This window comes from Arsukibacterium sp. MJ3 (assembly GCF_000987765.1).
Lineage (GTDB): Bacteria > Pseudomonadota > Gammaproteobacteria > Enterobacterales > Alteromonadaceae > Alishewanella.
The window spans coordinates 110,627-122,683 of record NZ_LAHP01000007.1 but is presented as its reverse complement, the minus strand read 5'-3'; the positions used below and the strand labels follow the sequence as shown (position 1 = coordinate 122,683).

General features: G+C 43.1%; 11 protein-coding genes. 3 read left to right on the top strand and 8 right to left on the bottom strand.

Annotation, left to right across the window (positions count from 1 at the left end; all coding sequences use genetic code 11):
• Nucleotides 1-7: 7 nt before the first annotated feature.
• Entirely contained in the window at nucleotides 8-250 is a 243-nt protein-coding gene (locus tag VT06_RS07380; RefSeq protein ID WP_046553639.1) for an acyl carrier protein, read from the bottom strand.
• Between the two features lie 162 nt (nucleotides 251-412).
• Here VT06_RS07380 and VT06_RS07375 point away from each other — a divergent pair, with 162 nt between their 5' ends.
• Both VT06_RS07375 and VT06_RS07370 read left to right on the top strand, forming a co-directional pair.
• Nucleotides 413-2,014 carry an acyl-CoA ligase (AMP-forming), exosortase A system-associated gene (locus tag VT06_RS07375; RefSeq protein ID WP_052750194.1) on the top strand — a complete coding sequence of 534 codons (1,602 nt, stop codon included), beginning with the start codon at nucleotides 413-415 and terminating at the stop codon, nucleotides 2,012-2,014.
• Nucleotides 2,011-3,249 (top strand): pyridoxal-dependent decarboxylase, exosortase A system-associated, encoded by a 1,239-nt coding sequence (locus VT06_RS07370; RefSeq protein WP_046553638.1) that lies wholly within the window; start codon nucleotides 2,011-2,013, stop codon nucleotides 3,247-3,249. Before VT06_RS07375 ends, VT06_RS07370 begins: the two co-directional genes overlap by 4 nt.
• Nucleotides 3,250-3,267: 18 nt before the next feature.
• Here VT06_RS07370 and VT06_RS07365 read toward each other — a convergent pair whose 3' ends face one another.
• Both VT06_RS07365 and VT06_RS07360 read right to left on the bottom strand, forming a co-directional pair.
• The gene (locus VT06_RS07365; RefSeq protein ID WP_046553637.1) at nucleotides 3,268-4,143 is read right to left on the bottom strand and encodes a hydrolase 1, exosortase A system-associated; all 876 of its coding nucleotides are present in this window, start codon (nucleotides 4,141-4,143) and stop codon (nucleotides 3,268-3,270) included.
• Nucleotides 4,136-4,993: a glycosyl transferase gene (locus tag VT06_RS07360; RefSeq protein ID WP_046553636.1), complete on the bottom strand. Its 858-nt coding sequence runs from the start codon at nucleotides 4,991-4,993 to the stop codon at nucleotides 4,136-4,138. Before VT06_RS07360 ends, VT06_RS07365 begins: the two co-directional genes overlap by 8 nt.
• 146 nt (nucleotides 4,994-5,139) lie before the next feature.
• On the opposite strand from VT06_RS07360, the gene VT06_RS07355 reads away from it, so the two are divergent.
• Complete coding sequence (locus VT06_RS07355; protein WP_046553635.1) at nucleotides 5,140-6,192, top strand: DegT/DnrJ/EryC1/StrS family aminotransferase; 1,053 nt, start codon at nucleotides 5,140-5,142, stop codon at nucleotides 6,190-6,192.
• A gap of 34 nt (nucleotides 6,193-6,226) precedes the next feature.
• Here the strand turns inward: VT06_RS07355 and VT06_RS17520 are convergent, their stop codons facing one another.
• The 5 genes from VT06_RS17520 to VT06_RS07325 all read right to left on the bottom strand — a co-directional run bounded on the left by VT06_RS17520 (nucleotide 6,227) and on the right by VT06_RS07325 (nucleotide 12,057).
• A complete protein-coding gene (locus VT06_RS17520) occupies nucleotides 6,227-7,267 on the bottom strand; it encodes a GNAT family N-acetyltransferase (protein ID WP_052750193.1) in 1,041 nt (346 codons plus the stop codon).
• Nucleotides 7,267-8,340 (bottom strand): GNAT family N-acetyltransferase, encoded by a 1,074-nt coding sequence (locus tag VT06_RS07345; RefSeq protein ID WP_046553634.1) that lies wholly within the window; start codon nucleotides 8,338-8,340, stop codon nucleotides 7,267-7,269. The genes VT06_RS17520 and VT06_RS07345 overlap by 1 nt, the downstream gene beginning before the upstream one ends.
• Before the next feature lie 266 nt (nucleotides 8,341-8,606).
• Nucleotides 8,607-9,308: a hypothetical protein gene (locus VT06_RS07335; RefSeq protein ID WP_046553632.1), complete on the bottom strand. Its 702-nt coding sequence runs from the start codon at nucleotides 9,306-9,308 to the stop codon at nucleotides 8,607-8,609.
• 24 nt (nucleotides 9,309-9,332) lie between these two features.
• The gene (locus VT06_RS07330) at nucleotides 9,333-10,286 is read right to left on the bottom strand and encodes a polysaccharide deacetylase family protein (RefSeq protein WP_052750192.1); all 954 of its coding nucleotides are present in this window, start codon (nucleotides 10,284-10,286) and stop codon (nucleotides 9,333-9,335) included.
• The gene (locus VT06_RS07325) at nucleotides 10,276-12,057 is read right to left on the bottom strand and encodes an asparagine synthetase B (protein ID WP_046553631.1); all 1,782 of its coding nucleotides are present in this window, start codon (nucleotides 12,055-12,057) and stop codon (nucleotides 10,276-10,278) included. The genes VT06_RS07330 and VT06_RS07325 overlap by 11 nt, the downstream gene beginning before the upstream one ends.

The following is a 12,057-nucleotide window of genomic DNA, read 5'->3' as shown; positions in this document are numbered from 1 at the left end:
AAAGGCCTTACGCCGCTTGTTTTTGTGCTACAAAGTTGGCTAAACCGCCAAAGGTTTCGAATATTTCTGCTGAAATTTCATCGTCATCAAACTCGATGCCCAGCTGGTCTTCCAGTTCGGTAATGACGGCAATAATTGCCATAGAATCAAATTCCGCAATGGCACCCAATAATGGGGTGTCGGCGCTGAATTCTTTATCTATTTGTAGTACAGTGCGTAAAATATCGGCGAGCAATTGATGATTGGGCATGTAATGCGTCCTTTTTATACCTTTATCCTAATTAAGGTTAAGCCTAGTTTGCTGTTTACAAACTAAATTTTAAGCGCAACCTCAATTTACTATCGGTTTTTTGTTAAAACTGTTTTATTATTGCACATAAAGGGATTAAAAGTGAAAGGTCTAAAGGACACGATGGCCAAAAATTTATATCAACTGCTTATACAAGCCCAGCAAGCCTATCCACAGCATACGGCACTGCACTTTAAAGCCGACAGCTTAAGCTACACTGAGTTGTTGCAGCAGGTTAACAATGTCGCCGCTACCTTATGCCAGCAGGGTGTACAACGCTTTGACCGAGTGGCAGTGTACTTGCCGAAACAATTTGAAACCATCTACACCATTTGGGGCACCAGTGCCTGTGGTGGCGTGTTTGTGCCCGTTAATCCGGCGCTTAAGCCAGTGCAAGTGCAGCATATTTTGCAAGATTGTAATGTGCGGGTGTTAGTTACCAGTAAAGACCGGCTGGCTACCCTAACCGAGGTATTAGCACAGTGCCCAGATTTACACACCGTTTTATTAACTGATGACGAAAATTCAGAGCAGGTAGCTGCTCATCTGGCTGTTAAACCGTTATTGCCCGCTGCCAACCAACCTGAGCATGATTTTGTCTGTGGGCTAACCGGCGCGGTAACCGACAGCGACATGGCCGCCATTTTGTATACGTCGGGCAGTACTGGCAAGCCAAAGGGCGTGGTTTTATCCCAGCGCAATATGTTGGTAGGCGCCAGCAGTGTTGCCAGTTATCTTAATAATAGTAGCGACGACGTTATTTTGGCGCTGTTACCACTTAGTTTCGATTACGGCCTAAGCCAGCTTACCACCGCTTTTTTAAGTGGCGCCAGTGTGGTGCTACTAGACTTTTTTTTAGTGCAAGACGTGGTGCGCGCGGTTACCAAACACCAGGTAACCGGCATTGCCGCAGTGCCGCCACTTTGGGCCCAGCTGGCAAAAGCTAAATGGCCAGCAGGCAGTGCCGCTAGCGTGCGCTATTTAACCAACTCTGGTGGCGCCATGCCACAAACACTGCTTAGCCAGTTACAGGCTATTTTTAGCCAGGCCGAGCCTTATTTAATGTACGGCTTAACCGAAGCCTTTCGTTCTACTTATCTGCCACCGGCCGATTTAGCTCGTAAACCTGGCTCAATGGGTAAAGCCATTCTCAATGCCGAAATTTTGGTAGTGCGCGAAGACGGCAGTTTATGTGGCCCGAATGAGCCAGGCGAGTTAGTGCATCGCGGGCCATTGGTTAGTTTAGGTTACTGGAATGCCCCGGAAAAAACCGCCGAGCGTTTTAAGTTTGACCCGATGACCCCAGCGGGTATTCAACTAACCAGCCCGGCCGTATGGTCGGGTGATACCGTAAAAGCTGATGCCGAAGGTTATTTATATTTTATTGGCCGGCGCGATGAAATGATAAAAACTTCAGGCTATCGGGTAAGCCCTACCGAAGTAGAAGAAGCCATATACCGGTTAGATCCAGCCTTAGTTGATGTGGCCGCCATGGGCATATACGATGGCGTCGATCAGGCCATACTTGTAGTGGTGGCTACTACGGGGTCAGATCCAGATATCGCCAGCTGGCAAACCCAGCTAAAACGCAGCTTACCTAATTTTATGCAGCCACGAACTATTTTAGTGTTAGACAGTTTACCTAAAAACGCTAACGGCAAAATTGACCGTAAAACCCTGGCCAGCCAATATGAAGATTACTTTTTGACAGGAGCGTCAACATGAGCAGTAACAGTGCGCCGCAGCATGAACAAATGAGCCAGTTTAAAACGGCGCAGGGCCAACTGGTGGCAGCCGGGCTTAACATGACCGAAATTAGCCAGCTGTTAGCCCGGCCCGCGTTTTATGTTTACGAGCGCGCTATTATTGATCGGCAGGTAGCTAATTTTAGGCAGCATATTCCGGCGCGAATAAAACTACACTACGCAGTAAAGGCAAATCCTTACTGGCCGGTAGTGCAACATTTAAAGCCATTGGTTGACGGCTTCGATGTCGCCTCACAAAAAGAAATGTTACTGGCGCTGCAAAGCGGTATGCCAGTTGCCGACATTAGCTTTGCCGGCCCGGGCAAGGGCGACGCTGAGTTACTGTCGGCCATTATTACCGGCGTTACCTTAAATGTTGAATCATTGGGCGAATTACAGCGTGTTTGTCAGCTTGGTAGCCAAACCAGCAAGACACCACAAGTAGCGCTGCGGGTAAACCCGGGGTTTGAGCTTAAATCTTCTGGTATGAAAATGGCCGGCGGCGCCAAGCCCTTTGGTATTGACGAAGAGCTGGTATTGCAAACGCTGGCTAACATTGCTGATATGCCGGTTAAATTACGCGGCTTTCATATTTATTGTGGCTCACAAAACTTAAAGCCAGAGTCGTTAATTGAAGCGCACCAGCATACGTTTGCCTTAGCGGCTAAGCTGGTAGCAGCTTGCCCGTACCGGCCTGAAATGATCAATTTAGGCGGCGGCTTTGGTATTCCGTATTTTGCCGGTGAGCGGCGGCTTAACTTAGCGCCGGTAGGCGAGTCTTTGCAGGGGTTATTAGCCCAATACCACAACGAGCTGGCCAATATTGAGCTGGTTATTGAACTGGGTCGTTATCTGGTGGCTGAAGCGGGCTTATACGCTTGCCAGGTGGTCGATAAAAAGCAATCGCGCGGCACAACCTACTTAGTATGCAATGGTGGCTTACACCACCATCTGGCCAATTCAGGTAATTTTGGCCAGGTTATTCGCAAAAACTACCCGGTAACTATTGCTAACCGCATTAGTCAGGAAGCAACAGAACTGGTTACCATCGTTGGCCCGTTATGCACTCCGCTAGATATTTTAGCCGATCGCATGACACTACCAACAGCAGATGTTGGCGACTGGGTGGTGGTATATCAGTCAGGCGCTTACGGCCCCACAGCCAGCCCGCAAGACTTTCTGGGGCACCCCAATGTGGCCGAGATTTTATTGTAAACAGAGTTTGCTGTGGTTTTAGCGGGTGTTAACATTGATCAGTGCTTTTATGAACTGCAGGCTGGCGTTTTCTACTTGCTGTCGCCAGTTTGCGCTAGAAAAGGTATGATTTGCTGCTGCCAAATTGACATGCTTACTGGCGCTAAGTTGCTGCTGCCAGTCTGCGTTCTGGCATAGGGTTAAAAACTCCTGGGCAGTGTGATCATTACCACTAGTAATCACCAAGCTTTTGCCGCTGAAATTTTGCCAACCTTCCAACATATGTTGTACATAGTTATCAGCGGTTGTCTGCGGTCGTTGCTCAGCGGCTTCAGTGTTGTTTGGCTGCGGTTTATTTTGTCTACTTTGCTGGTAGGTGTTAACCAGTTCTTTCAGGCTCTGCCAGGGGTTAAGGCCACCACCTAACAGCTTTTGCCAGAACGCTTTAGTGCCAAGGCGTTGCCAATAATAATGCTTCAACATTACCTGCGCATGGCTTTGCTGTTGCCGAACCCACGGGTTTAATAATACTAATCCTGCCACCCGGTTGTCGTCTTGCTTATAACAATACAGTAGCGCCGCACTGGCGGCATCACATAGCCCCCATAATACTACTTGGGTTAACTGCGGGCAGTGCTGAAAAAAGCCATCAATTGCCAGCGAGATATCATTATTTTGTAGATAAAATTCTGCTTTATTACCGCTGCTGTCGCCCATGCCGGTACTATCTAAGCGCATAGTGGGTATGTCGCTAGCTGCCAAAGCACGGCTTACCTTAACAAATTGCCGATGGCTACCCACCCGATATTGTGGCCCGCCAACAATTAGCAGCACGCCGGTTTTGGCCGACGCCTGATGTAATATAGCGCTTAGCTGCGCATCAGCGGCTTGCAGGCTAATATAGTGTTCAGTCATGCATGTGGCCTTGGGTTAATTGCTGCACGGTTAACGCAATAAGCTGGTCTGCCGTTGCCAATTCAGCCGTTTGCCAGTAGGGTTCTGCTTTTAGCTGCACAAAGTTTACTTTACTGTTTTCCAGTAATTGGTGCTGTTGTAGCTGGCTTAGCATTTTTTGCACCGGTAAGGCAATAGTGTCCAGTTGCGAGGTCTCAAACCAACTTAGGTTGCTATGTTGTAATTGCGCCGGTAAAACACTATTTATACCAAGCAGGCTTTGATAAAAGGCTGGGCTTATCGGGTAACCAGCAATTTCAATAGTGTCACCCTGCTGTAGTTGCTGCTCAAGTTCTTTTTGGCTTATCTTGCTGCCACTAGCCATTGCTTCGGCCACTTTAATTCGTAAAAATTGTTGCCAAAATTTAGCAACATCAAATACCGGTTGCCATAATATTATGTGTTGCAACGGTAAGGGTAGTAAATGAGTATTTAACAGATCAAATAACTGCAGGGTGCCAAAACGCACAGCAATAAAGCTAATACTTCGGTAACCCTGCTGCTTTAAAAGCTGTATAAGATGGTATAAATCATCGCGCCACAGGCTAATTGTGGCCTGGTCTAAATCACCTTCACTGTCGCCGGTACCATAGTTATCCAGCATAAAGCTACTAGAACCGGCATCAGACAGTTGGCGCATCAGTGCACTGATTAGGTGGCGGCTTTTGTTCATCTCTTCAGCAAACGGCGGTAGTACTATGATGGCTTGGCGCTTGGGGTTGTTACAGTGTTCAGCGCGCAAAAACAAGTGTCGCTTTTGTAGCTGAATAAAGCCGGTGCTTAAAAAGTGTTGTTGCACTGTACCTTCCATGGGTTAAACCTTAATGAGCTACATCATAACTGCTACAAAGATTACGACCAAGGTTGGATCCTAATATATGCACAATTTTTTGTGTTGTTGTTTGTTATGTTGTACTGCGTTAGCATTAAGTAGCTTTAAATTCAGGGATTGAGTGAATGTCGGTAAAATTTTCTAAACCGTTAATGGATGCAAAAAACTTTCCATCTGCACAGATAAAAGTACAGCCTGTATTTACGTTAAGCGGAACTAGTTTTAGGCAGAATGCATTACCCTTAAACAATATAAGTAGTTTTAGTCGAGCTCGTTATGCCTTGGCAGCAGCAGCGCTATACTTAAAAAATACAAATCAACAAAATACCGTGTTATTGCCTGCTTACCATTGTCCAGCTTTGGTAGAGCCATTTATTTATGCCGGTTATAATTTGGTGTTTTATCCGCAATCCGCTGATCTCAGTTCAGATATAACTCTTTTTAGCAATTTACTCACACCGCAAGTTAGTCATGTAGTGGTAGTGCGTTATTTTGGCTTTTCACAAAATGCAGATGCGCTTCTGCAAGTTGCTTCTTTAGCTGGAAAAGCCGTTATAGAAGACAACGCACACAGCCTGACACAGTTTTGGCAAACCTGTGTTAATAAACCAATAGCAGTTAGTGCCAGTGTTAGTAGTATTGCCAAAACATTAGGCTCTGTTGATGGTGGATTATTATATCTGCCTGGTTTTAAAGCTGTTAACCAGTTGCCTGACATTGCTACCGAACTAAAAGCCTTTATATCTGGCAGCAGGTCAATTAAGTGTTCGGCTTTGGCTATGGACGACCTGCGGTATTTTCGAGGGCATATGCAAACAGCAGACTGTTTGCGCGTTAGCCGCTGGTTAATGTTGCACAGTAACTACGAGGCAGTAAATGCTAAGCGTCGAGAAAACTATAACTATCTTGCAAATAAACTACAGCATAGTTGTGCTGGAAAGTTAGTCTACCCTTCGTTGGGTAAAGACGATGTGCCTTATGTAGTACCTTTTTTACTGTATGATATTAAGTGGTTCGCCAAACTGCGAGAGCAAGCAGTTCAGGTACTGCGCTGGGAAGAATTAGCTGAAACAGAAATACCGTCTGGTGAGAGTTTAAGGCAGCTACTGATCCAGTTACCTTGTCATCAAGGTTTAAGCACAGCAGAACTTGATAAGATTGCTGAAGTATTAACGTAATAGTAGACTTTTGTGAGTAATAAAAAACGCAACGTTAGAAAAATAGTTTCTTCCACAGTTGCCCTAAAGTATTTACTGTTGCTAAACATAAGCCTTTAAGCGAGTGTTTATTACACATATATATTCCATATAGTGGCTGTTTATCTGACATCCAGTCTTGCTTGTAACTGTCGTTGCCAGTTAGAAAATCAATGCGGTTAACTTTATCCTGAATGACAACGTGCTCCAGCATTGCTGCCATTAGTACTGTTCCCGGGCTGAACTTAGTGTAGCTTTCTACATGCGCTAATTTAAAAATATAGGCTGACGTTTGGGAAATAAACCAAATTTGGGCTGCAACAGGTTTTTGTTGATGGTAAATAACACCAATCCTAAGTTCATCCTGCTGCCATGCATCTTCGGCAATTGCGTCAATAAAAGCCGGGTAAGCTTCAGTCTGTTTCCAGCTATGGTAATACACTTGATGATAGTCAATTAATGCCTGTATTAATTGAGCTAGTGTGCCATTACTGTATATTTTGGTGCTGAACTCACCATTTTTGTGCATTTGTTCACGTTTACGTTTAATGGTATTTAATAGTCGTGGAGGGCGCAGAGACCAGTACTGGTTTATATCGATTATCTTGTCATGATACCAATTCACAGAGTGCTGATAGCGTTGGCCTGAAAAGCCAATTTTTTTGAACGCTTTAAGCCAGAAATCAGCTTGTGGTTGATAAAGTGGAGACATATTAATACAGTCATAGCCTTGTAAAAATTTTATTGCTGCACTATTAAAGTCATCAGCTAATAAGGTCTCTGTTAAAGTGTGGTCTATCATGCCAAATGCCAGAGAATAATAATTGCTCATACCACGCAAACCCTTTACACCAAAAACACCGGTTTTAAATTGGTTTATTAATGGCAATATTTTTTCATTTTCTTGCTTTGTTACATCAAGCCACACCGCCGAATTTTCTTTGCTGATATGCTGCGCAAAATAATCAAACCAGCTTTTTCTAATAAAAAATGGCTGTATATTTGGTTTTTCAGAACTTGAGGTATCTAACAAAGTAGCTTGGGTCAGGTTTTTCATTAATCTTTATTTTCACTCAACTCGGCTTTATTGTTTTTAAACTGCCGCTTGGCTAAAACTAAACCAGACATAAGTTTGCCAAGCAAGCTTGCTGAATACATACTGGCATTAAACATACTTCTTTGTTCTGTAGACCACTCAAGTTGTTCTGGAGATGCATTGGTATAAAAGTCGACAATTTTTAATATATTTTTTTCAAAGAGCGTACTCAGAATCTGTTTAAGTAATAGACGACCCAAAGAAAAAGCCTTGAAATTTTCATCAAAGGTAGTTTTAAGAATTATCAACATGTCGCTTTTGATACAGCATAACCTTGACGCTACAAGGCGATCCTTAATATAGTATTCGTAAACAACAGCGTTATTTTGTTGGGCTAATTCATACAAAAAATTGCGATAAAACTCACCTTGTTGATTGCTTGGATGTAGTGCAGTAACCAATTTACCCTTCCAGCCTTTAGATTCCAGCATGCCGTAACGATCCACAGCAGATAAAACTTGTAGTGGACTTGTTATTTGACGAAAGTCTAATTCAATATTTTCCCGTTGCAGTCGATTTTCATAACGTGACATATTTTTGCGTAAATTCTTCGAGCGTAATCGCCAATAGCTGTCAAATTCACTTTCTAGTTTGATTTGCATATTGGTAGCGTAAAGTACTAATTGATTGTCTTTTAGGGTATTAAGTAGAGCACTATGTTCGGCTGGGTCGAGGCTAAGAAAATCTAATCTTGCAGCAATACCGGGCAAAGCGCGTAATAACGCTTTCAAATCAGGTTTAAAACCTGGGTTTATTAGTAAAAGACCAACCTGAGCCTGGCTGGGTTTAAAAAGCTCCCAAATAAATTTATTCCTTCGCCTTAATAGCATCAGACAGTGGGTCTCACCTTGCTTCACGGCTCTTACTGCAAATAATGGTACATCACCAAAATAAGTTAACAATGAATTAATAAACTCACTACCTAACAATTGGTTTTTAGAATGGTATTTATTGCTTAAAAAATCCCAATCAGCGATGAATGTCGGATCTACTATATTTAATGGTTGAACTTGCCAGTTAAAACTTTTAGGCATATTAATAATTAGTACCTTTAAATATGAACTGTGAATGAAATTTTAAGGGAGCAATAGCTATTTTTAACTGGTGGGCTGTAATATCTTCACTGTAAGCAGTACATTTAACTGAGAATAAAGTGTTTTCAGAAATAGTCTTACAACAGCGATTAATTAACGAATTGCTAAAACACTGCTTTATCTTTAAATCCGCTGTATTAGTAATTACATATTGGAACTTATATATTCTACTGCGGGTTACACTAAGCATTCTAATAAGTTCTGGACTAGTCATTTTTATTATCGTTACCTATGTACAATTCAGGAAAGTCGGTATCTCGAATACTCAACTTAAAATAAGGTCGGAAATGTCGACTAAAGATTAGTTGGAAAGTGCCAATATTTATAAAAAAAACGGTGCCATATATGCGGCTGCCTAGTCGCTTATGTGATTGCAGTGAGCCAATATTATAGTAATTAATTCTGCTATAAACATAACGAATGCTGCGTTTATATAATAATAAATTGGCGTGATCCCACAGTTTAGCAAAAACATAGTTAAAACGAAATTTTGGCATAACAAATACATCATAATCCCAGGCTGTGTAGCCCGTAGGATGCAAGATATAACGGCATCTCACTTCATCTTCCTGATACTGATCAAAATTAAGCCATAAATTACCGGCAAACTGGCCTTTTTTAAAGGCTGCCACACAAAGCCCCCCACGCTGATAACGTTGTTGTAAGGTTGTCATTGGCCTATCCATGGTTTTTAGCGCAGGGTCATCCTTGGTTAATTGTCTAATTTTAACATCCAATGCTTTAGTAACCGGCACATTGGTAATGTCTGTTATTGGTTGGCGGGTAATATAGTATTTATGGATCACTATTCGGTTAAAAGTAAGCTTCACTAATACCTTATCTACAATGTAAAGCATTGTGTCAACTGCCCCAAGTTCGCGATAAGTTTGTTTTAATTGTGCCAACATTTTAGTTAACCTAATTGTTTGCGCCTAGCGCATAGTGTTAAGCAGGCGTGCATGAAACTTTAAAACGCTTTTATCCCAAGGTGTAAAACGCCTGAGTTTAAATGGCGAGCTGTTACTAGTAGATACGCCACCGTTAGTCGTCACGGCTGAGCTAAAGCCTGCTTGCTCGACAATATTTAGCGCAGTTTCATCAAAATCACGGCCAAAAGCGCCATTCGGATAAGCAAAATGGTTAACCGGCTGCCCGCACCATTGTTCTAATTGCTGTTTACTTTGTACTATTTCAGTTTGTTGTTCCGCTGCTGGCAATACTTTTAAAATAGGGTGGTTAACCGTGTGGGCGCCAATGCTGATACCTGCAGCGGCTAGCTGCTTTATTTGAACGGGTGACATCATTAATGGCACTTGCTCACTGGCATTATTTTCCTGATATAGCTTATCTACCTCCGCTAAGCGCGGGCTAATTGGCAAATATTTCAGTTTCATCAGCCATTCATGTGCTAGCGCTCTTCGCTGTTGCCAATCACCAAGGGTTATTTGCGCGCCTTGTAAACTAAGCTGCTGGCGTTGCTTGTCAGCAAATAAATGCATAACCCGGTCGTTCCACATATTGTTGCCATTGCTAAACGCGGTAGCAATATAAACGGTAGCCGGAATGTTGTATTTTGCCAATATAGGTTGCGCTACTGTTAGGTTATTTAGGTAGCCATCATCAAAGGTTACGCAAACGGCGTTAGCTGGCAGGGTGTTTTTTTGTAAATGCGCCAGTGCTTCATCCAGTGATAACGGCGTAAAATAGTCGCGTAATAGCCGCATATGCCAATCGAAAACTTCAGCAGTAGGTTCGCTAGGGCGCATGGGGTCGGCAGTTGCTAACACTTGGTGGTAAATTAGAATGCTTAGCGTATTACGGCCAACTACTTTACCTGCGGTTTGCAGTAACTTATGCAATAGCTTATGCAACGGTTTAAGTAACATAGCTTGCCTCATGCTGTTGTAGCCACAGTTCCAGCGTTACCATTATCCACACCAGTTCACCATAGTAACCAGAATGGCCTTGCTGGTAGGTGGCAAGCGCTTGCTCAATAAAACTGCTTTTTATTATATTGCGCTGTTTTAAACTGGCCAAGCTGTCAGCGGTAATTTGCTGCAGTTTAGGTTGTTGTTTCATCCATACGCCAAAGGGCAAGCCAAAACCGTGTTTGCTTTTAGCCAGCGTTTCATCTGGCAAGAAGCCTTTAAAACTACGCTTATAAAAATCGCGCAGCTGCTGGCCAGGTGCTTTCAGCGAAGCCGGTATAGTACAACTAAAATCGACCAGCTCTTTTTCAAATAGCGGAAAGCGCACTTCTACACCAGCGAGTTGACAGGTTTGGTTTACTTTAACCAAGTCATTGTCGGCCAGGGTAAACTTCCAGTCCAGGTACATCATTTTATCTACAGCATCACTAGATAAACAGGCATTGTAGCGATCACGCTTTTGCTGTGCAGGTTGGTTGGTATCAACTTGCTCTAATAAGGCCGCGTTAAGCATTTCGGTTAAATTAAAGCGGTTTAAAAAGTTGTAACTATCTAAGCGGTCAGGCAGCGGCACTTTGGCCTGGTTAATATAACTGTAGGCCTTTTTTACCCCCGGCAGTTTTGCCGCTAAGCCATTATAAAAACATAAATCGAGGCTGGCGCGGGCCAAACCGGGTAGGGCGGCATAATGCTCAAAGGTTTTTTGTTTTATATAACGCTCATTACCGGCAAAAATTTCGTCGCCGCCATCACCCGCTAGTATTACTTTTATACCATCAGCGGCAGCTACTTTGGCACAAACGAAAGCAGCTAGCGCTGACGAGTTGCCAAACGGCTCATTAAAAGCCGCCGCAACATGGCTAAAATGCTCGGTTATTTCTTCTGGTTGTAAATAGTGCACTTTATGCTCAGTGCCAAAATGTTTTGCGGTTATTAACGCATACTCTGTTTCGTCATAACCTTTGGCTTCAAAGCCAATAGAGTAAGTTTTTGCTTTGTTATTTGCGCTATGTTTTGCCAGCATACCAGCAACAGTAGAGCTGTCGAGGCCGCCACTAAGAAACGCAACACAATCGTCGCTGATATTTCGCCGCACTGCTTCAGAAATAAGCGTTTTACACTGTGCCATTAGTTTATCTGCTGGCAGCTCTGATGTAGTAAAAGTAGGTTGATAATAGGTATGTTGCTGCCAAGTATTATTGTTACTTAACGTAGCAATAACGCCAGGTTCCAGCTTGCTAACGCCTTTATAAATACTTACTGGTGAGGGAATGCAATGAAAAAACAGGTAGTTAAAAAGAGCTTGCTTATCTATTTCTGCATTGCCAGCCGCTGCTTGAAGCGCAGGCATATTATCACTTATACGTAATACCGCGCTGTCACGCTGGTCGATATAGCAGGGTATGCTGCCAACATGGTCATTGATAATACGGATAGTGCCATCGGTTTTGTCAGCAATAATAAGCAGAAAAAAACCAGCGATATGAGCGCATAAGTCAGTTGGTGTGTTCTGGTATAAATCTAGCAACCACTTAGCTGAATTATCTAAAAGATAATCTTGGTTGTAAGGGCGGAGGCGGCCAAATACTATAGCAATTGCATGTTGGTTTTCTGCAATAATTGGCTTGTTAGTTCCTGCCAAGACTATACGCATATCTGAGTTGTGACTTTGCTGTAAACAAACTTTCGATTTGTTATCAGTGTCCTGAATAGTATATTGCCACGCCAT